This is a genomic window from Enterovibrio calviensis DSM 14347 (assembly GCF_000621165.1).
GTDB classification, from domain to species: domain Bacteria; phylum Pseudomonadota; class Gammaproteobacteria; order Enterobacterales; family Vibrionaceae; genus Enterovibrio; species Enterovibrio calviensis.
In genome coordinates this window covers 12,615-38,523 of the sequence record NZ_JHZA01000025.1, presented here as the reverse complement: position 1 = coordinate 38,523, position 25,909 = coordinate 12,615, and the positions used below count along the sequence as shown (strand labels likewise).

The window sequence follows — 25,909 nt, the reverse complement described above, 5'->3', positions numbered from 1 at the left end:
GGGCATCAATCTCGACGGTTTTGCTTATTATGGGGATGTATGGCTACGTTTCAAGGTGTCTCTTGTAGCGACATGCCAAGATTTTGCCTTTTCATAGAGATGTTCTGCACGAAGGAGCAGGATTTCATTCAATTTTTAGGTATATAATCAAGTCATTAGACAGCGCAGGATCTCTAAGATGTCAAAGCGTTTCAAGACAATTGCTTTGGTTGGTAAGCCGAGAAACCCCGAAGCCGTAGCAACACATGAAAAACTCTATTACTGGCTAACCGAACAAGGCTATCGCACGCTTGTCGACAACCGACTAGACAGCTACATCAATGTGCCCGCTGAGGATTTTCACGACCTGCTCTCGATGGGCGCGAAAGCGGATCTAGCTATCGTCATTGGTGGTGACGGTAATATGCTTGGGGCAGCTCGCGTACTTTCGCGCTTCGATATTTCCGTGATTGGTGTTAACCGAGGCAATCTGGGCTTTCTCACCGACCTCGATCCCGACGACTACGAACTCGCGCTCTCAGACGTGCTTGCCGGAGAGTTCGTCGAAGACCCACGTTTCTTGCTGGAAGCAGAAGTGCATCGTCATGGGCAGATTAAAAGCCACAATGCGGCGCTAAATGAAGCCGTGCTTCACCCAGGCCAAGTCGCTCACATGATTGAGTTTGAAGTCTACATTGATGACAGCTTTGCGTTCTCGCAACGTTCGGATGGCTTAATCATATCGACGCCAACAGGTTCCACAGCTTATAGCTTATCTGGCGGCGGCCCGATTTTATCGCCCAGCCTAGATGCCATTTCACTGGTTCCGATGTTCCCACATACGCTTTCCAGTCGCCCTTTGGTTGTTGACGCCAAGCGCCATATTAAATTGGTGGTGTCACCCGACAATGGAAGCACTCTGGAAGTCAGCTGTGATAGCCAAGTCTCGCTACCTGTAAATCCTGGGGATGAAGTTCACATCTATCGAAGTCCATCATTTTTAAAATTAATCCACCCAAAAAATTACAATTATTACAAAACGTTGCGAACAAAACTCGGCTGGTCTAGCAAGCTTTTTTGATGACAGCACTGTAAGTGAAACCAATATTCTCTTTTAAAGAGCAGGCCCAACCTGCTCTTTTTTGTTACCTATATCACAATTTTTTATTTCGACAGACCGCGTTCGACTTTACTGTATACAAACACAGTGTATACTGTATTTACAAACAGGTGTTTATAGATACAGGCACTCACTCATGCTGGCGCACATCACGATTCAAAACTTTGCCATTGTTAAAGCGTTAGAACTCGACTTCCATTCAGGGATGACCACCATCACCGGTGAAACGGGTGCAGGTAAATCCATCGCCATTGATGCTCTTGGTCTTTGTCTTGGTGATCGTGCGGATGCATCCATGGTTCGCCCAGGCGAGGACAAAGCGGAAATCGTCACGATGTTCCATTTGCAGAACAACCCTGCGGCTCGTCGTTGGCTAGAAGATAACGAGCTCACCGATGGCGATGAGTGCATTTTGCGCCGAGTGATCACCAAAGAAGGACGCTCCCGAGCCTTCATTAATGGCAGCCCAGTGCCTGCCTCGCAACAAAAGTCATTAGGTCAGCACCTAATCAACATTCATGGCCAGCACGCCCACCAACTTTTGATGCGTAATGATTTCCAACTTACCTTGCTCGATCAGTACGCTGGTCATCAACACCTTCTCGTCACCATGCGCCAGCGTTATCAAGAGTGGCGTGCGAAACGAAACGAACTTAAACAACTCGAAAAAAACAAAGAAGCATTCGAAGCGCAAAAACAGCTATTGGAATATCAAGTAAGTGAACTCAATGAGCTTGCATTGGGAGAAACGGAATACCCAGATCTAGAAGAAGAACATAAGCGTCTCTCTAACTGCGGTGATATCGCCATTTGTAGCCAGAGCGTGATTCAAGCGCTCAGCGAAGACGAAGACAACAATGCCATGTCGCTGTTGCAGTTTGCTCAGCACAAGCTCGCTGAACTTGCCTCAATGGATAACCAATTCACGCCGCTCTTACAGATGCTGGACGAAGCCTGCATACAAGTTCAAGAAACCAGCAACGAGATCACCAGCTACATGGATAGGCTGGACATGGATCCTGCACGTTTAAATTATTTAGATGATCGCATGGCAACGATTATGCGTTTGTCACGTAAGCATCAAGTGCTGCCTGAAGCGCTCTATGACGCTCATCAAGCACTGATCGCCGAGCTAGACTCCCTTAATGACAGCGACAACCAAATTGAGCAACTGGCTCAAGACGTTGAAGTAAAACATCAGGCCTGTCTTGCCTCAGCTGAAAAACTGAGTAAGAGCCGTAAGCGATACGCAAAAGAGTTAGACAAGCTTATTTCCGCGAGCATGCATGAACTTAGTATGCAAAACGGGAAGTTCCACATTGCCCTCAACAGCCAACCAGAGAGCCACCTATCTCCAATGGGTGTGGATAGCATTGAGTTTATGGTCTCAACTAACCCTGGCCAACCTATGCAGGCATTAGGCAAAGTCGCATCCGGCGGTGAATTGTCACGCATCTCACTCGCTATCCAAGTGATTACCGCTCAGAAGGTTGATACCCCTAGTTTGATTTTCGATGAAGTCGATGTGGGTATCAGTGGCCCAACGGCAGCTATTGTTGGGAAACTACTCCGCAGACTGGGCGAGTCCACGCAAGTCATGTGTGTGACCCACTTACCTCAGGTTGCAGGTTGCGGTCATCAGCAAATGTTTGTCACCAAAACCAGCGAGAAAGGCACAACGTCTACCAGCATGGTGCAGCTTGATCTCTCTGCGCGCGTGCAAGAGTTAGCGCGCCTTTTGGGGGGCAGTGAAATCACAGAACACACGCTCGCGAATGCTAAAGAGTTATTAGTGGCTGCATAGTGTTTATCTGAAAGAAACTTTTTTCAAATAGCACGGTCGAACAACCAAGTTGAGAGAAGAGTTTTTTACTTCTCTCACTCGCTTGTTTATCATCGTCCCCTATTTTGGAAATGAAGTAAGAAGTCATGCATTGGAAACACGTCGTTGCGGTCACTCTTGTCCTAGCAAGCCTTTCAGGCTGCTCTTGGGTTAACAAGCTGGTTTACCGTATAGATATCAATCAGGGAAACTACATCGACCAGAGTTCTGTTGAAGAACTGAAATTTGGCATGACCAAAGAACAGGTTAAATTCTTACTTGGTCCACCAATGTTGGTCGAATCAGGTTATCCAAACACTTGGTACTTCGTTCAATGGCTGAAACCAGGCCATTCAGAACCTGAGCAAAAAGAATTGATCCTCTCTTTCGATGACAGTGGTCAGTTAATCGGTATGAAAGGTGACTTTGAACCCGGTACCAGTTTCTTTGAAGCTATTCGATAATCAAATAACAAAAAACCCGCAATCGCGGGTTTTTTTATGCCTAAGATAGACAGACTGCCTCAGCTTGCCTCGCCTCCCAAAGCGGAAGCGCGCATCACCTACTTCAACATTTTCTCAAGCTGTTCTTTGTTGGTATGACGAATGTCCTTACCTTTAACAAAGTAAATGATGTATTCACAAATATTCTGGCAGCGATCTCCGACACGCTCGATGGCGCGCGCAGACCACATCACCTTGAGCACATTTGGTATTGAGCGCGGATCTTCCATCATATAGGTCATCAACTGACGAATAATCGCCTCATACTCTTTATCCAAATGATCATCACTGTGATAAACCTTCATTGCGGCATCAACATCCATGCGAGCAAACGCATCCAGCACATCATGAAGCATACGAGCGGCTTTATGGCCTAAGTTTTCAAGCGAAACGAGAAACGGTTGCTGATGGTTGGAAAAGTTATCCAATGCCATTTTCGCAATACTGTCGGCAACATCACCAATGCGCTCAAGGTCGGTAATCGTCTTGATAATGGCAATAACCAAACGCAGATCCCCCGCAGTAGGCTGGCGTTTCGCAATGATCCTCGTACAGGCCTCATCAATTGCCACTTCCATCGAGTTCACTTTGTGATCTTCTCGAATAACCTGTTTGGCAAGCTCGACATCTTGATAGTGCATCGCGCGAAGCGCATCGGTCAGTTGTCTTTCAACCAAACCGCCCATGGCGAGAACGTGTGTACGAATGGATTCCAGTTCAGCATTAAACTGGCCCGATATATGTCGACTGAAATTGTGATTGTCCATCAGGTCCGGATCCTTTAGCCGTAACGGCCAGTAATATAGTCTTCAGTTTGCTTACTTTTCGGCGTGGTGAAGAGCGTGTCTGTGTCCGCGTATTCTACCAGTTTGCCTAAGTTAATAAATGCCGTCTGATCCGAGACGCGAGCTGCTTGTTGCATATTGTGAGTGACGATGACCACGGTATATTTGCGCTTTAAATCGTTAATCAATTCTTCAATGGTCAACGTAGAAATCGGATCGAGCGCTGATGTCGGCTCATCCAGCAACAACACTTCCGGCTCAATGGCGATCGCACGAGCTATCACAAGACGCTGCTGCTGACCGCCGGACAAACCGAACGCATTATCCTGAAGCCTATCTTTCACTTCATCCCAAAGCGCGGCAGCGCGAAGCGATCGCTCGACGGCATCATCAAGGGTTCTCACGTTCTTCACGCCTTGCAAGCGAAGGCCATAAATCACGTTTTCATAAATCGATTTTGGGAATGGATTCGGGCGTTGAAATACCATGCCAACCTTTCGGCGCAGCGCTGGCACATCAATCGATTCGTCATACACATTGGTGCCTTGTAGCAATATCTCACCCTTAACACGGCATCCATCCACCAAGTCATTCATGCGATTGATGCAGCGAAGAAGCGTCGATTTACCGCAACCCGAAGGGCCGATAAATGCCGTCACTTTTCCCTTAGGGACGCGCATATTGATATCAAACAATGCCTGAGTATTCCCGTAATACAAATCGAGGTTTTGGATCACCAGTGCGGTTTGTTCATCAGAGATCGATGACAAATCTATTGGGCCAGGTAATCCTATGTTGGCATTGATGGATATCATGTCGTTGTTCGTTCCTTTCGGGTGCCTACAGTTCTTGTTCGAGTGCGCGATACTTTTCGCGAAGGTGATTACGAATAGAGATTGCCGCGAGGTTCAAGCTCACTATCACAGTAACCAAAAGCAATGACGTTGCATATACCAAGGGACGCGCTGCTTCGATATTTGGGCTTTGGAAGCCCACATCATAAACATGGTACCCCAAGTGCATAAATTTTCTGTCCAAATGCAGGAACGGAAAATTGCCATCTAAAGGAAGGCTGGGGGCGACTTTCACAACGCCCACCAACATCAAAGGCGCCACTTCACCTGCGGCCCTTGCGATAGCGAGGATCAAGCCTGTCATAATGGCAGGGCTTGCCATAGGCAAAACGATTCGCCACAAGGTTTCAGCTTGTGTCGCTCCCAATGCCATTGAGCCATGACGCACTGAAATAGGGATACGAGTCAGGCCTTCTTCCGTTGAGACAATGACTACTGGTAGCGTCAAAATGGCTAGGGTCAATGATGACCAAAGTAGCCCTGGAGTACCAAATGTCGGGTTAGGTAACGTATCAGAATAGAACAAAGCATCGATGTTCCCGCCCACAAAGTAGACAAAGAAACCAAGACCAAAAACGCCATACACAATGGATGGTACGCCAGCCAAATTAACCACAGCGATACGAACAAGACGAGTAAACGCATTCTTACCCGCATATTCGTGAAGATATACAGCCGCTAGCACACCCAACGGTGTCACCATAATAGACATCAGTAACACCATCAGCACGGTGCCAAATATGGCCGGAAACACACCCCCTTCAGAGTTAGCTTCACGCGGATTCTCTGTCACGAATCTCACGATTTGATGCGCCCATTGACTGAATTTCTCAAACCCGCTCATCGCATTGGGGTACCACATCGCCAGCACATCGTTTAGCGGCACTTTCACAGAGCTGCTATTACGATCTTTTACTATCAGGTAATCGAGCGAGTGGGCAGTGCGCAACGTCATTAGAGACGACTCTAGCGCGTCATATCGTTGAGTCAGTATCGCAATTTCATCAGACACTGATTGAGGAACAGTCTCACCGGCTTTCTGGTAAGACAGTGCCTCAGTTTTTTTCTCGCTTAGTTTCCAATTAACCTTTTCAATTTCACTGTGCTCCAGTGTCGAAATGGCCAATCGTTGTTGGTCTGCAACTTCTATCTTTTGTTGGTAGTACGCACGATCAATATCAGTGTCGACTATCTTGCCATTTTCCATGAAGCCAACAGGCACACCAAAGAATACGCCATGCTCGGTACGCTCAATAACGGCAATGTCTGGACGTTCCGATTGGGTGACAATGTTTTGTTCAAGCACAGATACAAAGTCATGCGCTTCGCGTTCACGGTTCGCGATTTTTATCAAAAACCGATTTTGTTCCGGTCCAAACTCTGGATTGACGTCAATGCCCGCTTCTTGTAACTGGCGTGCCGACACAGATTCAACGCCGTAAATCTCGCCAAACAGTGTCTCTTCGCCGTAAGGTGTTTTGACTTGAAATTCATATACTGGCGCAGGCCAAAAATAGGCCAAGCCTTTCCAGCCGATCAAGAGCATCACGCCTAGGACGGCGACCAAGCACAAACTGACCATGCCTGCGGTCATCCACACCCAAGGCGAACTGCTGTTTAATCGCTTAAACATCGTTTGTTCCTATATGAAACAAGACATAAAAAGCAATGTGGACACTACAACGCACGGTATTTTTCTCGTAACTGCTGGCGAACAAACTCTGCCACCGTATTAATTAAGAAAGTGAAACTGAACAGAATAAAGGCGGTCAGGAACAGTACTCGATAATGCGAACTGCCGACTTCTGACTCTGGCATTTCTACGGCAATATTGGCAGAAAGCGTGCGCAGACCTTCGAACGGGTTCCATTCCATCAACGGCGTGTTCCCTGTCGCCATCAATACAATCATGGTTTCACCGACGGCACGACCTAACCCCATCATCACAGCGGAAAACACACCAGGGCTCGCGGTTAACAACACCACACGAGTCAGGGTTTGCCAATGCGTCGCCCCCAGCGCCAATGACCCATTGGTCAGGTGACTAGGAACAGAGAAAATAGCATCTTCTGCGATGGTGAAAATCGTCGGTATCACGGCAAAGCCCATCGCGATACCAACCACAATTGCATTACGCTGGTCAAAGTTGACACCGAGCACGTCGGTTACAAACACGCGGCTATCGCCACCTAAGAAGGTTTGCTCGACCCAAGGCCCCAATGAGAAAGCCGAAAAACCAATGAGTAAAATCAAAGGCAGCAAGATGATGAGATGACCACCTGCTGGCACTTTCTTGCGCCAAGTGCGAGGCAAATAGGTCCAAACAATCGCCGTGAGTAGGAAAGACACGGGCATCGCAAAGAAAATGATAAACATGGCGGGCAGATGCGATTCGACAATCGGCGCAAGCCAAAGCCCCGCCAAAAAGCCGAGAATAACCGTCGGCAGCGCTTCCATGATTTCAATGGTTGGCTTTACCACTTTTCGCAGGCCCGACGGCATAAAGTAAGCCGTATAAATTGCGCCACCAACGGCCATCGGAATGGCAAAAATTAGGGCATAGGCTGCAACTTTTATTGTGCCGAAAACAACAGGTACCGCACTGAGTTTACCTTCAAACGCATCGCTGCCTGACGTAGATTGCCATACGTAATCCGGTTCGCTGTAACCTTCATACCAGATCTCTTTCCAAAGCGATGTAATACTCACATCGGGGTGCGCATTATCGACATCAAGAACGGTGAGTCGTTGATTTTGCTCCACCAAGAGGCGGTCAGCACGAGGTGAAAACCTCATGGCATCAACATCACTAGACAAAGTCGGAAACTCAAACCCATCCCAAGATTCGCTCGGAGCATGCCACAGTGACAGGTCGCCGTTATTAGCGAGGTTCGCAAATACGTTGCGATGTGCCTCAATGGCTAATTGCCCTATGGGGGTTGAGAACTCGCGCGCCATGGTCAAGGTTCTTGTGTTGGCCTTCACCACATCAAACCATTGGCCGATGCGCCCATCATCTAAACGAATAAGGAGTGAATGACCACCAGCCAGCAAGGTCATCGAAACAGGCATTTGACCCGTGACATCTCGGATATTCACGGTTTCCCGCAATGAAAGCGAAGAAGTCGAAAGGTTGTATACCTTGAGTTGGTCACCCACCATTTCAAACAGCTTACGTCCATTTGGGGTGATCAATACCGTCGCGCTTTTGTCAGAAGGCACTGAAGTACGAAGGTGCTCAACGTCGCCGATCTGCGCGACGACATTGATAGTATCACCGACCACACCGGCCACTGCACGTTCATCGCCGTTCATGGAAAAAGAGAGGCTGGAAACTGTCTCGCCTACATCGCCAAGTTGTAGGGTATCGAAAATATGAACATCTGGCGTGAAATGACGGACACCATCACTGTAGTGCGCCACAAATCGTAATCTCTGAAATGACACTGCCCCGTCGCCATAACCATAGGCACTGAAACCCGTGGAGGAGTCCTGAGCAAAGAAACTTGTAGGGGATAATGCGACTTGCCTGTTAATTAAGACATCATGATCATCAAGCAGCGAGAAGACCGTCAAATTACCCGCGTCAGAATAGCGAAAACCAAGTTGATTGTTTTCATCCATGCCAATTTGGACAGGCTTACCTGATAGGTCTAGTTCAACCTGTTGATTTAGAGAAACATCAGGACTTTTGAATAGCGGCAGAACCACATAGGCGAGGTAGAAAAAGATCAGCAACAACGCGAACAACACCACAAGGCCGCCACCGGTCACAGATATGCGAGCCAACTTGTCCTTAATACGCCGACTAGGGTCTCCTTGCATCAGCGAGTGTGTGGCGTTTGCCATTGGTACCTCTTTTCCTAAGTTAAGCGATACATAATATTTCTTTTTGATGACATAAATGTGACAGTACAGAAAAACATACTAAGTGAATCAAGTGAAATAAAAATGTCACAATTTATGTCTAGCCTTCTCTAACATTGATGCAAGGCACAGAAAGGAAGTGCTCATTAAAGCAGCAGTAGACAGGCTTTCATACAAATCCAATAATGAAATCTCCTCCCGCTGTAAACGTTAAGGATCAACCATGAAGCAGTTAGTTATTACCTTAATCGGCACTGATCGTCCTGGCCTTGTAGAAACGCTTTCCGACACCGTTTTTCAACACCATGGCAGCTGGCAAGCCAGCAGCCTTAGCAAACTTGCTGGAAAATTTGCTGGGATCATTCAAGTCGACATTAAAGATGACGATGCAACATCACTGTCTCTCGCTCTTAACAAGATCCCTGAGCTCGACGTGCTTATCGCCGACGCGCCTCACCTTCCTGAACCTGACTCAACAACCCATTCATTGACCGTCACAGGCAATGACCGCTCAGGGATAATTCAAGAGGTGACTCGCGAAATTGCAAAGTTCGGAATAAATATTAACAACTTAGAAACTCACGCACAGAGCGCCGCGAACTCGGGTGGTGTGATTTTCACCGCAGATTTCGATCTAGACATCGCGAACACAACATCACTAGATGATCTCGGGGAGGCATTGGAAGGCCTATCTGATGATTTGATCGTTGAGTTTGACGCTAACGACATTTAATTACAGGAACAGGGAAGAATGAGCGCCAATAATTGCTATATAGATAAAGAACTCAGTTGGTTGTCCTTTAATGAAAGGGTGCTGCAAGAAGCTGCAGACAAGTCAGTCCCCATCATTGAAAGAGTGCGTTTTTTGGGTATTTTCTCAAGCAATTTGGATGAGTTTTATCAAGTTCGCTTTGCCGATGTGAAACGTCGTATCTTGATCAATGAAGAACAAGGTATCGACGGTACAGCGAAAGAGTTGCTCAGTAAAATTCAGGACAAAGTACTCAAACTCAATCAAGATTTTGATCACCTTTACAACGACATTTTATTGGAAATGGCACGTCGCCATATCTTCCTCGTTAACGAGTTACAGTTAACGGAGTACCAAAAAAATTGGTTGAAAAGACACTTTGTCAGCAATCTTCTTCCCCACATTACCCCAATCATTCTGACCGATGACATGGATTTGCTGTCGTTCCTCAAAGACGCTTATTCCTACCTCGTTGTTGAACTCAAAAAAGAAGGGCAAGCAACGCGCTACGCACTGATCGAAATTCCGACCGATGAAATCGAACGCTTCATCAAAGTGCCTGAGCCAAAAGGCCGACGCCGTCGCAAAACCATCATCTTACTCGATAACATCATTCGCCTTTGCCTAGATGAAATTTTTGAAGGTTTCTTCGATTACGACAGCGTCGAAGCCTATGCCATGAAAATGACACGGGATGCGGAGTATGACCTCACCAACGAGGTTGACCACAGCCTGCTAGAGAATATGTCCGACAGCTTGGACCAACGACTAACCGCGCTGCCTGTGCGTTTTGTCTACCAACGAGACATGCCAAAAGCCATGGTCAAACGCATCATCAAAATGCTGCGTATTTCCGATTATGACAGCGTATTGCCGGGCGCTCGCTACCACAACTTCAAAGACTTCATTGGTTTCCCTAATGTCGGCATGCGCTACTTAGAAAACCCGCCATTACCACCAATTGAATCTGCCGATTTTAGACAATCAACCAATGCGTTTGATGCGATTCGCCAACGCGACGTATTGCTTTACTACCCCTACCACACGTTTCGTCACATGACGGAGTTGGTTCGTCAGGCTTCATACGATCCTAAAGTACGAAGCATCCGCATCAACGTATACCGTGTGGCTAAGAACAGTCGAATCATCAACTCCATGATTGATGCGGCAAACAATGGCAAACGCGTCACTGTAGTAGTTGAACTGCAGGCGCGTTTTGATGAAGAAGCCAACATCGAGTGGGCACGCGTGCTAACCGATGCCGGTGTTAAAGTGGTCTTTGGTACACCGGGGTTAAAAATACACTCCAAGCTTTGTCTCATTTCTCGCCGTGAAGAAGATGGCTTGCGCGAGTATGCCCATATTGGTACCGGTAATTTCCATGAGAAAACCGCCCGAATCTACACCGACTTCTCGTTGTTCACGGCAGACAAGTCCCTCACGGCTGAAGTTCGCAAAGTGTTCAACTTTATCGAGAACCCTTACAAGCCGGTTAAATTCAATCACCTGATTGTGTCACCGCGCAACTCAAGAAACCGGTTGTACCGACTCATTGAGCGTGAAATTGAGCACGCCAAAGCAAAACGCAAAGCGGGCATCACCTTGAAGGTGAACAACTTGGTTGATACCGGGCTTGTCGACATGCTGTACAAAGCCAGCAATGAAGGCGTGAAGATACGAATGATAATACGCGGCATGTGCTCACTCATCCCTGGGGTGAAAGGGCTCAGCCAAAACATCAAAGCCATCAGTATTGTCGACCGTTTTCTCGAACACCCACGCGTTTTTGCATTTGAAAATGGCGGTGAACGTGACGTCTTTATTTCGTCTGCGGACTGGATGACCCGAAACATCGATAACCGTATTGAAGTTGCCACACCAATCAAAGATCAGCGATTGAAAGATCGCATCATGGATATTTTGGAAATTCAGTTTTCTGATCGTGCCAAAGCTCGCGTTATCGATAAAGATATGACCAATGCCTATGTAAAACGCGGAAATCGCAAAAAAATTCGATCACAGGTTGAAATTTACGATTACCTTAAACAAATGGAGAGAACAGAAAAACGACGGTTAGCGGACAAACAAAAGAATGAGTGATAGCACCAATACGGAAAAACCACGCGAAATTGCCGCGATTGATCTCGGCTCAAACAGCTTTCATATGGTCGTTGCTCGCGTTGTTGGTCAAGGGCTGCAAATTGTCAGCCGACACAAACAGCGCGTGCGACTGGCTTCTGGCCTTGATGACCAACATAACATTGATAATGCCGCTATCAACCGCGGGATAGAATGCTTAGGAATGTTCGCCGAGCGCCTACAAGGGTTCAGTGAAGAAAACGTGCGCATAGCGGCAACCTTTACATTACGTGAAGCCAAAAACAGCCATGTTTTCCTTCAACGCGCAAAGCATGTTTTCCCCTATCCCATCGAAATCATCCCCGGTGTTGAAGAAGCCCGCCTTATCTATTTGGGCGTGAGCCACACCCAACCAGGGGAAGGCCAAAAGTTAGTGGTAGATATTGGCGGAGGGAGCACCGAGCTCGTCATTGGTAAAGGGTTTACCCCATCACTCGTCAACAGTAAGCACATGGGCTGCGTCAGTTTCAACGAACAGTTTTTCAATAAAGGACAACTGTCTGCGAAACGCTTTGCATCGGCTCAACTCGCCGCTGAATTGAAGCTAGAAAGTATCGCTCGTCGATACATCAGACGCGGTTGGGATGAAGCTGTGGGCGCTTCTGGGACCATCAAATCTATACGGGAAGTCTTGGTGGCCAGTGGGCATGAAGACGGCATCATCACCCGAAAACGTCTCGACGGCTTAATAGAGCAAGTCCTCGCGTTCAAAACCTGTGAGGAACTCACTCTTCCTGGACTCACACCAGACAGGCAACCGGTGTTTGCGGCAGGCCTCGCCATTCTCTCCGGTATCTTTCACGCACTAAAAATTCAAAAGATGGTGTTTTCAGATGGCGCGCTGAGAGAAGGCTTGCTGTATGAAATGGAAGAGCGGTTTCAACACAGTGATATCCGAAGCCGCACAGCAGCCGATCTCGCCGAGCGTTATCACATCGATAAAAACCATGCAGATAATGTGCAGCAAGCTGCAGAGCGGTTTTATTTGCAGGCAGAGCCTCAACTAAGCACAAAAAAGGTAGAGCTGGCCATTTTGTTGAGCTGGGCTGCCCTGTTGCACGAAGTTGGGCTAAGTATTTCGCATTCAGGGTTTCACAAGCACTCGGCCTACATTTTACAGAACACCAATTTACCGGGCTTCAACCAAGAGCAGCAAACCGTGTTAGCGACGCTGACTCGCTTTCATCGCAAAGCACTAAAACTGGGAGAGATGCCTGAGTTTACGCTGTTTAAACTCAAGCATATTTTCCCGTTGATCCGCGCTTTGCGACTCGCTTGTGTGCTCAACGTTCAACGTTCTGGTGAAGAGTTACCCAATGTAGAACTTGTTGCCAATGACGATCACTGGACATTACGTTTCCCTGAAAATTGGCTTCAGCAAAATCGTTTGCTTGCTGCGGACCTTGCTACCGAGCAAACCTATTGGCAATCCGCAGGATGGACACTCACCATCGAGGCGTCTTAGCAAAAACAACAAAGCCGATAACTGTGAGGTTATCGGCTTTGTTTTCACTAGATCACTGATTATATTAGGTTTCAGACTTCATCTTCAAAGAGTGCAAACAGTGCGCATTGAAACTACAAACTGACTAGGTTTCACCCAATCTCGCTTCAGATACCCAACTTACAACCCTAATGCTTTACGCTGCTCATCAATCACATTTGCAGGCAAAGGAACAAAACCTTCTCGGGCTGCGATCGCTTGTCCTTGGCGAGACAAAATCATCTCGACAAATTCAGACTCCAACGGTGCTAAAGGCTTATCTGGCACCTTATTAACGTAAACGAATAAGTAACGCGACAACGGGTACTCGCCCGATGTGACTTTATCTATGGTGGCGTAGACATGTTCGCCATCAACATTCAGAGGAAGCATTTTCGAGCCTGCAGTTCGATAACCGACGCCAGCATAGCCTATGGCATTTAACGATGTGCTCACCGATTGAACCACGGAGGCAGAGCCGGGTTGTTCGTTCACATCAGCGCGAAAATCCCCATCACACAGGGCTTTGTCTTTGAAGAAACCATAAGTGCCTGACACTGAGTTACGCCCAAAGAGTTGAACGTTACGTTTCTCCCAACTACCCCCCAGCCCAAGTTGCCCCCACTTTTCAAAACGCTCTGTTGAACCACAACGTAACGTCTCTGAAAACAGCGCATCGACCTGCGTCAAATCAAGCGCCTCTAGCGGGTTATCTTGATGAACAAAAATGGCCATCGCATCAATCGCCACTTTAATCGCTGTTGGTGGGTAACCGTACTTTCGCTCAAACAGTGCGATTTCTCTTGGACGCATTTGACGGCTCATGGTGCCGAATTGTGCAGTGGCTTCAATCAGCGCAGGCACGGCGGTCGATGATCCTGAGGTTTGAATTTGAACGTTTACGCTGGGGTAGTAGTTTTTGAACAAAGTCCCCCACTGCGTGACCAAATTAGCCAACGTGTCCGACCCTACTGTCGACAGGTTGCCTGAAATGTTGTCAGCACGGTGATAAACAGGCAGGTGGTCATCAGCAATAGCAACGCTGTGCCATGTTAAAAACGCGATAAAAACCAAAGCGCGGTTTAGCATGCCAAACGCTCCGGCAAGGTAAATGAGAACACACTCCCCTTCCCGACTTTACTGCTTATTTCCAGCTCTGATTCATGGTGGTTCAACGCATGTTTCACAATCGCTAACCCTAAGCCACTCCCGCCAGTTTCTCGCGATCGCGCTTTATCCACCCGATAGAAACGCTCGGTCAAACGGTCGATATGCTGAGGCGCAATGCCTTCGCCGCTGTCTTTCACTTCCAGACGCGGCCCTTGCGAGGTGCGATACCAACGTACCGATATTTTCGCATTGGCTGGCGTGTGCTTCACGGCGTTATACACCAAGTTAGAAATAGCACTGCGCAGTTGGTCATCATCGCCAAGTACGCTCAGCGAATGGTCAACATCAAACTCCAACTCATGAGCATATTCACCGCTGAGTGCTTGCGCTTCTTTTTGCAAAACATCCAGCATGGCGGGAACATTCACGGTCTGATCGAGGGCGATTTTTGCGCTTGCTTCGATTTTCGACAACGTCAGCAATTGCTCCACCAGCCCTTCCATACGCGTTAGCTGCTCTGTCATCACCCCATGTGCTTTATCCCACATTGGGCCTTGCAGCATTTCTGGGTCTTCTGACATTTCCAAGTAGCCACGCAGCACCGTCATTGGCGTACGCAATTCGTGAGAAACGTTGGCAAAGAAGTTACGACGCATACCTTCAAGCTGCTTAAGCTGAGTAATGTCACGCGCCACCATCAAATATTCGCCTTCAGCATAAGGCATGGTACGAAATTCGAGGGTTTGGGATACATGCAGTGGCGAGCGCATTTCAAAGGCTTCACCCAGTTCTGCGCGGCTTAAATATTCAATAAATTCGGGGGTGCGGATCAGGTTGCCAATGTACTGGCCAGCATCATCAGGCATACGAAAACCGAGCAGATCCTGCGCCAGTTTGTTGCACCACACAATAGAGCCATCATGTTCAAAAACCACCACGGCATCGGGCAAGGATTCAGCACCGTTACGGAATCGGCGAATCAAGTTAGCCAATTCTTTACGACGACGACGGTTACGCTTTTGGAGACGATAAATGCCATTGAAAAGTGGCGTCCAACTGCCGGAACCAGATGGCGGCGTGAGGCTGCGCTCTTTCCAGAGCCAATCAGAAAGCTTCAGTTGGTGGTAAAAGTTCCACAGCAAGACCAGCACGGTGGCGATCAGCAATAACCAAGACAAGCCGCCAAAAAACCAGCCAATCACGAACCAAGGTAAATAAAAAAAAGCCAGCTCTAGAGCCAGCTTTTTCCATGTGAGTCTTTCGACCATCTATGTCTCCATCAGGCCATCCAGTGGCCATCGGACAGCAACATGACTAGTAATATGTTTTTCTAAGCGCGTGTAGAAAAGCGGTAGCCTGCGCCACGAACGGTTTGCACCAGCTTATCGTGACCATCTTCTTCTAACGCTTTTCTCAAGCGACGAATATGCACGTCGACCGTGCGATCTTCTACATAGACGTTGGTACCCCAAACGTTATTCAGAAGTTGCTCTCGGCTATAAACACGCTCTTGGTGGGTCATAAAAAAGTGCAACATCTTAAATTCGGTTGGCCCCATATCCAGCGGTTTTTCATTCGCAGTCACGCGATGCGAAACAGGGTCTAATTTCAGACCTTGAACGTCAATCACATCATCCAACGACGTTGGTGAAACACGGCGCATCACTGCTTTTAAACGTGCCATCAACTCTTTTGGTGAAAACGGCTTGGTGATGTAATCATCAGCGCCCACTTCCAACCCGCGAACTTTGTCTTCTTCTTCGCCGCGTGCAGTTAGCATCACAACGGGAATTTGACGTGTCAGTTCATCTCGCTTGAGATGTTTGATCAGGTTGATCCCCGATCCACCCGGCAGCATCCAATCCATCAGGATCAATTCAGGGTAAGGCTCGCAGATTTTCTCCAGAGCACTGTCATAGTCTTCTGCTTCTACGGCCTGATAGCCTTTTTGTTCTAGTACAAAGCACAGCATCTCACGAATTGGTGCTTCGTCTTCGACAACAAGAATCCGTCTTACCATTATTCCATACCCAGTTAACTTATGATTTATGGGCGCCATTATGTGATTTTAATATGACATTTTTGTGACCCGCAACTATGAATGCGTGTCCAGACAACGTTGACCTTTGTCGATTAATCCCTACAGGCAAACAAGAATGCGGCCTCTAGGAGATTACGCTGTCGTGACACGATAGTCACTTTCTAGCTCACTAATTCCCAATCCTGTCTTCTTCGAGACACGCAGTTGTGTCGGGATCCGTTCTTTCATCGCTTCAATATGACTGATCACACCAATCATCTTGCCGGACGCGTTTAAGCTATCAAGTGCATCTAAAGCAATGTCCAAGGTTTCACTGTCTAGCGTACCAAACCCTTCATCAAGGAACAGAGAGTCAATGCTGGTTTTGTGGCTCACGAGGTCAGAAAGTGCCAATGCTAGCGCCAAACTGACCAAGAAGCTTTCGCCGCCCGAAAGGGTTTTGGTGTCGCGTTCAATGTCGCCCTGCCAAGTATCAAGCACACTTAACTCTAACCCTTCGCCTTGTTTACGGTTCAGTTGGTATCGACCGTGAATACGCTCCAGCTGTTTGTTGGCAAGGTAGACCAAATTATCCAGCGTTAAGCCTTGGGCGAACTTGCGGAATTTATCGCCCTTTTGCGAGCCGATCAGTGAGTGCAAATACTGAATATCATCATAGTCTGCGCGAAGGCGTTCAATCTCACCAAACAAGGCTTGTTGGTTCTCTCGGCGTTGCTTATCAGACGACAACTCGTTGCTCAGTTCCCCACTGCGTTTGGCCAGTTGGTTTAGTACGTCAGTTTGCGCTTGAAGCGAGGTTTCTACTTCATCGGCTGGCGTTTGTTGCAGTTGCTCCGCATGCTCATGCCCTAATACTTCAGCCACATGACTTTGGGCTTTTTGGAGCAAGACTTTCGCGCCTTCTAACGCATTTTCTAATTGGCGTTTTTCTGCCAACAATTTCTGTTTCTCTTCTTCCGGCAACAAGGCGGATTGGAAAGCGTCAAGCGATGTAAAAGGTGACGCAGTTAGGCGTTCATTCCACGAGGCTTCTTTGCTTGCTGTGTCTTCTTTCTGGCTATTGAGGGCTTGTTCCAAGCTGCTCGTTTCCGCTTGAATCGCACGCAAATCACCTTGGCATTGCTGCGCCTGTTGTTGTGATAGCTTCACGGCTTCTTCGGCATTCCCCAATGACAATGCACTGCGTTGCCTTTCTTGCTCCGCCACTTTGTCGCCAAATAGGGCATCGCGCTGCGCTTTTGCTTCATTCAATGCCATGAGCAGTTTTTCACTGTCAGCTTGCACGGCTAGCAGTTGCTCATTCATCGCGCTGAGCTCACGAGTGATATTCGCGAGTTCAGATTCAAGTAGCGCTACCGCTTTTCCTAGCGCCTCTTTGCGTTGCGTATTTTGCTCCCACCGTTCTGCATCTTGCTTTCTTTCCTCAAGCCACGCTAATAGTGTGTCGGCGTGAGGCGCGGTATAACCGCTGTCAGCAATTTGCGTGTTCAGGGCAGCTTGCAAGGTATCTAGCTTGTCTAAACGCTGACGTTTATCTTCTAGCAATCGTTGTAGCTGTTGTTCATTGTTCGTCATGGTCAGTGTCAGTATAGACAGGGCTTGCTCAACACCATTTTGAACACGCACAGCGTCATCCCACTGCTGCTTAGCCAATTGAAGATGTTTGTCTTGGTCTTTTAACTGCCCCAGTGTTTGCGTCAATGTGTCTCGCGTTTGTTTTTGCTCGTCAGTGAACGCTGCAAACGCTTCTTGTTGCTGTATCGTCAACGCCATACCCAATGCCGCGGAGGTTTCGGCCCATTGGTGTTCTAATGCTGCTTGCTGAGACTGCGTGCGTGCCAATTGCTGTTCAAGTTCAGTGAGGTAACGCTTACATGTTTCCAGCTTCACGCTGGTTTCTTTGCCTGTGACTTCCAACTGACTCAATACCGTTTCTGCATCGGTTTTCTGTTGAACGGTTTCTGATACGTTCAGCACTGCTCCAGTCAATGCGGGATGCTCAGTCGAACCACACAAAGGGCAAGATTCATTGGGCTGAAGCGCTGCGCGATACTGAGCAAGGTGCTCTTCTTGACTAACGAGTTTGCCCAGTGCGTCAATAAGCTGCTTTTTGTCTTTGAACTGACCGCGAAGTGCCACCAGTTCTTGTTCTAAGGTTGTCGCCAATACGGTTTGCTGTTCAAGTCGCGTTCGCTTCTCGACATTGTCTTTATCAATATCAATCCACTGCTGCTGCCACTGGCTCAACTGGAAGTGTGTTGAAAGCTGAGCGTTCAGCTGCTCACGCTGCTTATCAATGGCATCCACATCCCCTTTCGCTATCGCTTCTGCAAAGGCATTGTGCAAGGTTTCCCAATGACGTTTTGCAGATTCGCTTGTTGCAACGGCGGTACGTTGCGCCTGCTGATCTTTCTCTGCTCGAGCCTTATCAGTACTCAGTGATTCGTTAAGCGTTTTTTCTTGCTCGGCAAGCGCCCCCATGGCGGATTGCTCTTGCTGGATCTGCTGACCCATTTGCGCCCATTGACCAAGGTGCTGTTTGAGCATTCCCGCCGATTGATGCTCTGTTAGGAATGTGGTGACCCCACTTAGCGCTTGGGTTTGCTCCTCAAGAGCTCGCGCTTTCGTATCACGAAGTGAGGTTTGGTCGGCGCACTTGGTTTGTAGCGCCATGCTCTGCGCAGAGACTTCCTGATGACGCTGGGTACTGTGCTTTATCTCGGTATCAAGAGGCATGACTTTTTCGGTGATCAACAAATCAAGCGCTTGGTGCTGCGCTTTGGTTTGCGTCAATGCATCTTGTGCCTGCACCAAAGATTTTTCTGCTGTTTCGTTCTGTGCTGCGCTGGCGGTGAGCAATTGCTGCTTTGCGGCTAACGCTTCAACACTGGATGCCGATTTTTGCACCGCGGCTTGCCATAACTCGTAAGGCATACGCAGCTTTTCAGCAGGCTCGCTGTTTTCTAACTTATCAATGCGCGGCTGAGCAGTCTCCCAACTTGATTGGGCCAGATGTTGCTGCTGCTCTGCCTGAGTCTTTTCGTGTTGGCTCTTTTGGTACTCTTTCCACCACGCTAGATGGGCCGTCAGTTCTGCCTGTCGTCCTTGCTGAGTTTTGTGGTTAGCATCCACATCTGCCAAGGCCTTTTCGACCGCCTCGACTTCTTCTGCACTCAGCAGTTGAACGCCTTTGGCTTCCGCTTCTTTTTGGCTCAGTAATAGCTTCGCTGCTGCAAAATGCTCGTGCACTTTCTCCGAAATACGACCATAGATCTCCGTGCCAGTAAGCTCTTCCAAAAGCTCCGCACGTTCGTTTTCTTTGGCATTTAAGAAAGCCGCAAAGTCGCCTTGCGATAGCATCATGGATTTGGTGAATCGCGAGAAATCGAGCCCGGTGATGTCTTCCACCAGCTCATTTTTCTGCTTCACTTGTGTTGCCAGCACCTTGTCGGTTTTCGCATCGACCAGCTCAACGTCTGCTTGCTGCAAGTTTCCATCAACCTTGCCGCGTGAGCGTCGCATGCTCCAAAACGCGCGATACGGGTGCCCCTTCACTTCAAATTCCACTTCCGCGGCACATTCCGCCGTACCCCGAGTCATGATTTCGTTGCTTGATGTCGAGATCAGCCCCAATCGCGGTGTTTGGTGATAAAGCGCCAAGCAGATAGCATCCAACAAGGTGGTTTTACCCGCTCCCGTCGCGCCCGTAATGGCAAACAGGCCATTGTCTACAAAGGGCGTTTGGGTGAAATCAATCTTCCACTCACCTTTCAGCGAATTCAGGTTTTTGAAACGTAAGCTGAGGATTTTCATTCGCCGGCTTCCACATGCTCAATTTCCGCGACGATTTGCGCGAACTGAGTTTGAATGCGTGCTTTGCGCGCTTCTTCTGCCTCTCCGTCAAACACTTCGAGGTCGAGGCGTTTTTGGAAAACATCTTGCGGGGTTAATTCAGCCAAGGTTTCTTTTGCCTCTTGGGTCAGCGCTTGCGATTTTTGTGTGCGAGCACGTTGTAACTGAAGCACTTCCACATTGAGGTCTTCGGTAAGAAGCTGAATGCGCTGCTGCAAGTCGGACAGATAGTCTTGAACCGCGACTTCAATGTGCAGCCAGATAGGTTTTGGATCATCATGATCTTTTAACTCAGAAAGCTGTACTTCTATCTCTTCCAGTGACCCTTTTAGGACAGCCATAGGCTGAAAGCTCGGAACGCTGATGGGCTCGATGCCAATACGCTGTTCACCATCGAATTCCACCAGCACGACTTGCTTGCTAAATTTGAGTTCATCAAAGCTAAGAGGGATTGGCGATCCGCTGTAACGAATATGCTCTGACTTGGCGACAATTTGAGGACGATGGATGTGCCCTAAGGCTATGTAATCCGCTGGAGGGAATCCATCTGCGGCAAAGCCATCGAGCGATCCGATATAAATGTCACGCACCGATTTAGACGGGCTCACGCCCAATGCCGTTAAATGCCCAGTGGTAATAATGGGCACTTGCCATTGGTGCTCGCTGCGCAGCTCAACCGCGGCTTGATACAAGGCGTGATAATGCGCTTTGATGGCATCACCCAACGCTTGGCGTTTGTCAGTGCCCGACTCGCCAGCGCGGCTGGTCATAACATCACGAGGGCGCACAAACGGCACGGCACAGACAATCGCACCAACATCGCCTGCTTTGTTTTTCAGCGCCAGTAATTGGTCTTGAAGGTCGTCGCTGGTGTTAGCAACCACTTGTGTATGAAGGCAGGCCAGTAACGATTTGGATTCTTTTAGCGTGGAGACCGAATCATGGTTTCCGCCTAATACAATCAGTGAGCAATGACGCTGGCTAATCGATACCACAAATTGGTTATATAGCTCTCGGGCATAACTTGGTGGTGCGCCGGTATCAAACACATCTCCCGCGACAATAACCGCATCGATTTGGTGCTCATCGATCTGGTCAAGTAACCAATCGAGGAAGGCTTGGTGCTCGCTTCGACGACTTTTCGTGAAGAAGTTTTGCCCTAAATGCCAGTCAGAAGTGTGAAGTATTTTCATTGCCGTTTGTGTGCTCGCTGTTTTAGATCTGCGCCAAATTGTACTCCATTTGGAGCGACATTCTGCTATGAATGCAATACCATGTGGCCTTTGTCATTACCGGATGGATAAAGCCTCGTCATGATTTGGTTCAAAAATATTTTTGCCTACCGCCTTACTCGAGACATCGACCTCGACCCAGACCACATTGAGAAGCAATTGGCTGAGTTTCGCTTCACGCCTTGCGGCAGCCAAGACATGCAAAAATTTGGCTGGACCACTGCGTTAGGTAAACATGGCGACATGATGACTCACGTTAGCGATGGCAACCTGCTGATCTGTGCGCGTAAAGAAGAAAAAATGCTTCCTGCTTCTGTCATCAAAGACTCGCTAAATGCGCGTGTTGATGCAATGGAAACAGAGCAAGGTCGCCCGCTGAAGAAGAAAGAAAAAGACAGCATCAAAGATGACATCGTGATGGATTTGCTGCCGCGTGCCTTTAGCCGCTTGAGCCAAACTTACGCGTTGATCATGCCAAAACTTGGCTTTGTGATTGTCGATGCAGGTAGCGCTAAAAAAGCGGAAGATATTCTGGCGTTGCTGCGTAAATCATTGGGTAGCCTGCCAGTGGTTCCTGTTGAAACCAACAAACCCGTCGAGCTCGCGATGACCGAATGGGTTCGCTCTAATGCTGCGCCGAAAGGTTTCACCATTGGTGATGAAGCGGAGCTGAAAGCGATTTTGGAGCAAGGTGGCGTGATCCGCTGTAAGCAACAAGATCTGTCGAGTGACGAAATCCTCGCGCACATCGAAGCGGAAAAATTGGTGACCAAGCTTGCACTAAATTGGCAAGACCGCATCGATCTGATGCTTTGCGATGATATGTCTATCAAACGCATTAAGTTCTCTGAAGAGCTGCGCGACCAAAACGCAGACATCGACCGTGAAGACATGGCTCAGCGCCTTGATGCGGATCTGTCTCTGATGTGTGGTGAACTCGGCGCTTTCTTGCCAAACCTCTATGAAGAGCTGGATGGCATAGAAAAATCCACTGACTAACACAGCAGACTGGAACAAGAACACGATCAAACACGATCAGAAAGGGGCATCACTATGATGCCCCTTTTTATTTCTGCTTCGCCGTTCACTTGCCATCAAAAGCTATGACGACAAACGACAAAGCCTGCTGCGAATTATTTGAATTGCTGCGCCAGCATCATCTTGTCGAATGCCGCGACGGATTTTTTAAAGTCAGTCATCTCTTGGCGAGACACTGACGTCGCCATTGGGATTTTGGCCGTCATGGGGTTAACCGCTCGACCACGTATCAACAGCTCATAGTGAATATGCGGCCCAGTGACTCGACCACTACGCCCTGATAAAGCAATGCGCTGACCGCGGGTCACTCGCTGACCTTTTCGCACCAAAATTTTGCTGTTGTGTAAGTAGCGAGTGCGGAATTGGTTGCCATGATCCACAACGATGTACTTACCTGCATACGGGTGATTGCGCACCATGACGATAACACCGTCACCGGTCGAAACCACAGGTGTACCTGTCGGAACCGCAAAGTCAGTGCCATTATGTGGTGACACTCGACCCGTCACTGGGTGTTTACGCTTCGGATTAAAGCCTGAGCTGATACGCTTTTTACTCGCCGTAGGATATCGCTGGAAAGCGCGCTGCAGGCTTTCGCCGCTTCTATCGTAATAATTGCCATCATCATGCAAGTAAGCCGTAATAGGCGCGCCGCGTCGTTCAATACGAATGGCTTGGATTTCTCGATTGCCACTTGGCTGGCCTTCAACAAACTGCTCAGCACGTACCACTTCAAACTTGTCACCCGCTCGTAGATCGCGAGAGAAGTTAATCTTATCTTTAAGCAAGGTCGTTATCGCCGCTACGTCGTTGTAGCTAAGCCCTGCTCGACGTGCAGATACAGAAAAGCTTCCTTTGATATCTCCCGTTGTAACGGTTTGAATCCAGTTGCCAGGAATATTGACTTCAACCAGCTCGTAGCCTTCATCACCCAAGCGCTGATACTGCACTTTTTCGGCGATATTAAATTCTAGCTCGAGCTTCTCAAGGTGCTTTGCCGCCCCATCAATCCAAAAGCGAAGAATGTCGCCGGGTTGCAAGGTATCAATACGCAGGTGATTGAGGTCAGCTTCCATCAACTGAAGCAAATCACTATAAGGAATGCCCAGCTTCATGAAGATTTCGCTGAGGCTATCTCCAGATTGAATGGTGTATTCATAGGCAGGGAGATCAATCGCGCTTTCAGCCTCTAGCTCGACCGCTGGCTGAGTTGGCATCACGGAGTCGGTAAGATTCAATGGGATAATTCTGATCGGGTCATTTTTCATGTTCACCGATACGGAAACTGCCATTGTGATGAGGGACAGCCCCATCAAGCCAAGCATCGTTTTAGACAGCTTACTAAACGTCTTGGTTTTCTTTTCGTACATCAATCCACTTCTCAATGTTGCTCAATCAATGAAAGCTACAGGCCTCAGTATAATCAAGCACCGTACAATTCGTTACATCACTATGTCAATTTATGCACTGCAAATGCGTAAATCAGCAGGCCATAAGAAAGACACCATTTTCTTCGATTGGTTTCCAGAATGGAACTGGCTATGTTAACAAGATCACAGTAAAATCGCCCGCTATTCCACATCAAGTCCGATGTGGCCTGACTTACACTCAGACAACAGAAGCTAAGAATATGTTTGTACCAGAACTTCTATCGCCTGCTGGCAGCCTAAAAAACATGCGTTATGCCTTTGCTTACGGCGCTGATGCCGTTTACGCAGGCCAACCGCGTTACAGCCTTCGTGTGCGTAACAACGAATTCAACCATGAGAACCTTCAAATCGGTATCGATGAAGCCCATGCTCTGGGTAAAAAGTTCTACGTGGTGTGTAATATTCAGCCGCACAACTCGAAGCTAAAAACCTTCATTCGCGATCTGAAGCCTGTTGTTGATATGGGCCCTGATGCCCTAATCATGTCTGACCCAGGCCTGATCATGATGGTACGCGAAGCATTCCCTGACATGTCGATTCACTTGTCAGTTCAAGCGAATGCGGTTAACTGGGCCACGGTGAAGTTCTGGCAAACCCAAGGCATTGAGCGCGTGATCCTTTCACGTGAACTGTCTTTAGAAGAAATCGAAGAAGTGCGTAAAGAAGTGCCTGAAATGGAGATTGAAATCTTCGTTCATGGTGCACTTTGCATGGCTTACTCTGGCCGCTGCCTGCTTTCTGGTTACATCAACAAACGTGACCCTAACCAAGGCACTTGCACCAATGCATGCCGTTGGGAATACAAAGCAGAGAAAGCCCAAGAAGACGAAACCGGTCAAATCGTTGAGATTCAAGACGCTGTTCAAGTTCAAGACGTCGAAGAGCGCCCAGACAATACACTGGGTCTCGGCAAGCCAACTGACGAAGTGGTGCTATTGAGCGAAGCGCACCGCCCAGAAGAAAAAATGGCGGCATTTGAAGACGAGCACGGCACTTACATCATGAACTCAAAAGATCTTCGCGCTATCCAGCACGTTGAACGTTTGACCAAGATGGGTGTTCACTCGCTGAAAATCGAAGGCCGTACTAAGTCTTTCTACTACTGTGCACGTACTGCGCAAGTCTATCGTAAAGCGATTGATGACGCGGTAGCGGGTAAGCCGTTCGATGAAACCTTGATGGGTACGCTAGAAAGCCTAGCGCACCGCGGTTACACCGAAGGATTCCTTCGTCGTCACAACCACAGTGAATACCAAAACTACGACTACGGTTACTCTGTTTCAGATGCCCAGCAGTTTGTCGGTGAGTTCACAGGTAAACGTCGTGGTGATTTGGCGGAAGTTGAAGTGAAAAACAAATTTGTTGTGGGTGATTCACTGGAAGTGATGACGCCAAACGGCAATGTAGTCTTCACGCTAGAAACAATGGAAAACCGTAAGAGTGAAGTGATCGACGATGCGAAAGGCAATGGTCACTTTGTCTTTATCCCAATGCCAGAAGACATGAACCTAGATTTCGGTCTGCTTATGCGTAACTTGGTCGACGGTGCGAACACCCGCAACCCAAATACCATTCAGACAGTGAGTGCGTAATCAATGGCGCTATTGATCACCGAGAAGTGCATTAACTGCGACATGTGCGATCCTGAGTGTCCGAACGATGCCATCACGTTCGGCGCTGAGATCTACGAGATCGATCCAGACAAATGCACGGAATGCGTGGGTCACTATGAAAAGCCAACCTGTCAGTCGGTTTGCCCGATCACGAACTGCATCATTATCGATCCAGATCATCGTGAAACGAACGATGAACTATTAGAGAAGTTCGTTACCCTTCAGGGTCTAGCATAAGAAAAGCGCCGAAAGGCGCTTTTTTATTGGCTGCGATAAATGAATACCCAACT

The 25,909-nt window shown here is 48.2% G+C and carries 19 protein-coding genes; 9 read left to right on the top strand and 10 right to left on the bottom strand.

Translation table 11 applies throughout. From position 1 onward, the window contains the following. Positions 1–178 precede the first annotated feature (178 nt). From nadK to bamE, 3 genes are all read left to right on the top strand, one after another. On the top strand, positions 179–1,060 hold the full coding sequence (gene nadK, locus Q365_RS0117660) for an NAD(+) kinase (RefSeq protein ID WP_028024595.1): 882 nt from the start codon (positions 179–181) through the stop codon (positions 1,058–1,060). A 175-nt stretch (positions 1,061–1,235) separates the two neighbouring features. Continuing rightward, on the top strand, positions 1,236–2,903 hold the full coding sequence (recN, locus tag Q365_RS0117655) for a DNA repair protein RecN (protein WP_028024594.1): 1,668 nt from the start codon (positions 1,236–1,238) through the stop codon (positions 2,901–2,903). 125 nt (positions 2,904–3,028) lie between these two features. Then, a complete protein-coding gene (gene bamE, locus Q365_RS0117650; protein ID WP_028024593.1) occupies positions 3,029–3,385 on the top strand; it encodes an outer membrane protein assembly factor BamE in 357 nt (118 codons plus the stop codon). A 98-nt stretch (positions 3,386–3,483) separates the two neighbouring features. Here the strand turns inward: bamE and phoU are convergent, their stop codons facing one another. The 4 genes from phoU to Q365_RS0117630 are packed head-to-tail and all read right to left on the bottom strand — an operon-like array spanning position 3,484 to position 8,912. Continuing rightward, the gene (gene phoU / locus Q365_RS0117645) at positions 3,484–4,191 is read right to left on the bottom strand and encodes a phosphate signaling complex protein PhoU (protein ID WP_028024592.1); all 708 of its coding nucleotides are present in this window, start codon (positions 4,189–4,191) and stop codon (positions 3,484–3,486) included. 14 nt (positions 4,192–4,205) lie between these two features. Then, positions 4,206–5,024 (bottom strand): phosphate ABC transporter ATP-binding protein PstB, encoded by an 819-nt coding sequence (gene pstB / locus Q365_RS0117640; protein WP_028024591.1) that lies wholly within the window; start codon positions 5,022–5,024, stop codon positions 4,206–4,208. A gap of 25 nt (positions 5,025–5,049) precedes the next feature. Beyond that, positions 5,050–6,696, bottom strand: coding sequence for a phosphate ABC transporter permease PstA (pstA, locus tag Q365_RS0117635; RefSeq protein ID WP_028024590.1), 1,647 nt, complete (start codon positions 6,694–6,696; stop codon positions 5,050–5,052). A 44-nt stretch (positions 6,697–6,740) separates the two neighbouring features. Continuing rightward, positions 6,741–8,912, bottom strand: a complete 2,172-nt coding sequence (locus tag Q365_RS0117630) for an ABC transporter permease subunit (protein ID WP_028024589.1) — start codon at positions 8,910–8,912, stop codon at positions 6,741–6,743. A 241-nt stretch (positions 8,913–9,153) separates the two neighbouring features. On the opposite strand from Q365_RS0117630, the gene Q365_RS0117625 reads away from it, so the two are divergent. Genes Q365_RS0117625 through ppx form a run of 3 tightly spaced genes read left to right on the top strand, consistent with a single transcriptional unit; the run spans position 9,154 to position 13,285 of the window. After that, positions 9,154–9,663 carry a glycine cleavage system protein R gene (locus Q365_RS0117625; protein WP_028024588.1) on the top strand — a complete coding sequence of 170 codons (510 nt, stop codon included), beginning with the start codon at positions 9,154–9,156 and terminating at the stop codon, positions 9,661–9,663. 18 nt (positions 9,664–9,681) lie between these two features. Then, positions 9,682–11,781: a polyphosphate kinase 1 gene (gene ppk1, locus Q365_RS0117620; RefSeq protein ID WP_028024587.1), complete on the top strand. Its 2,100-nt coding sequence runs from the start codon at positions 9,682–9,684 to the stop codon at positions 11,779–11,781. Further along, the gene (gene ppx / locus Q365_RS0117615; protein ID WP_028024586.1) at positions 11,774–13,285 is read left to right on the top strand and encodes an exopolyphosphatase; all 1,512 of its coding nucleotides are present in this window, start codon (positions 11,774–11,776) and stop codon (positions 13,283–13,285) included. Before ppk1 ends, ppx begins: the two co-directional genes overlap by 8 nt. Positions 13,286–13,444: 159 nt before the next feature. Here the strand turns inward: ppx and Q365_RS0117610 are convergent, their stop codons facing one another. From Q365_RS0117610 to sbcD, 5 genes are all read right to left on the bottom strand, one after another. After that, complete coding sequence (locus Q365_RS0117610; protein WP_028024585.1) at positions 13,445–14,392, bottom strand: PstS family phosphate ABC transporter substrate-binding protein; 948 nt, start codon at positions 14,390–14,392, stop codon at positions 13,445–13,447. Continuing rightward, positions 14,386–15,681, bottom strand: coding sequence for a phosphate regulon sensor histidine kinase PhoR (gene phoR / locus Q365_RS0117605; protein WP_028024584.1), 1,296 nt, complete (start codon positions 15,679–15,681; stop codon positions 14,386–14,388). The genes Q365_RS0117610 and phoR overlap by 7 nt, the downstream gene beginning before the upstream one ends. Positions 15,682–15,743: 62 nt before the next feature. Beyond that, the gene (gene phoB / locus Q365_RS0117600) at positions 15,744–16,433 is read right to left on the bottom strand and encodes a phosphate regulon transcriptional regulator PhoB (RefSeq protein ID WP_016960564.1); all 690 of its coding nucleotides are present in this window, start codon (positions 16,431–16,433) and stop codon (positions 15,744–15,746) included. A gap of 153 nt (positions 16,434–16,586) precedes the next feature. Then, positions 16,587–20,267, bottom strand: a complete 3,681-nt coding sequence (locus tag Q365_RS0117595; protein ID WP_028024583.1) for an SbcC/MukB-like Walker B domain-containing protein — start codon at positions 20,265–20,267, stop codon at positions 16,587–16,589. Continuing rightward, a complete protein-coding gene (gene sbcD, locus Q365_RS0117590; protein WP_028024582.1) occupies positions 20,264–21,499 on the bottom strand; it encodes an exonuclease subunit SbcD in 1,236 nt (411 codons plus the stop codon). The genes Q365_RS0117595 and sbcD overlap by 4 nt, the downstream gene beginning before the upstream one ends. Before the next feature lie 123 nt (positions 21,500–21,622). Here sbcD and rdgC point away from each other — a divergent pair, with 123 nt between their 5' ends. Continuing rightward, on the top strand, positions 21,623–22,537 hold the full coding sequence (gene rdgC, locus Q365_RS0117585; protein WP_028024581.1) for a recombination-associated protein RdgC: 915 nt from the start codon (positions 21,623–21,625) through the stop codon (positions 22,535–22,537). Between the two features lie 134 nt (positions 22,538–22,671). Here rdgC and Q365_RS0117580 read toward each other — a convergent pair whose 3' ends face one another. After that, positions 22,672–23,946: a peptidoglycan DD-metalloendopeptidase family protein gene (locus tag Q365_RS0117580; RefSeq protein ID WP_028024580.1), complete on the bottom strand. Its 1,275-nt coding sequence runs from the start codon at positions 23,944–23,946 to the stop codon at positions 22,672–22,674. A gap of 260 nt (positions 23,947–24,206) precedes the next feature. Between Q365_RS0117580 and trhP the strand changes: the two genes are divergently transcribed. Together trhP and Q365_RS0117570 are read left to right on the top strand one after the other, a co-directional pair. Then, positions 24,207–25,598, top strand: a complete 1,392-nt coding sequence (gene trhP / locus Q365_RS0117575) for a prephenate-dependent tRNA uridine(34) hydroxylase TrhP (RefSeq protein ID WP_028024579.1) — start codon at positions 24,207–24,209, stop codon at positions 25,596–25,598. Positions 25,599–25,601: 3 nt separating this feature from the next. Further along, a complete protein-coding gene (locus tag Q365_RS0117570; RefSeq protein ID WP_028024578.1) occupies positions 25,602–25,856 on the top strand; it encodes a YfhL family 4Fe-4S dicluster ferredoxin in 255 nt (84 codons plus the stop codon). Positions 25,857–25,909: the final 53 nt, after the last annotated feature.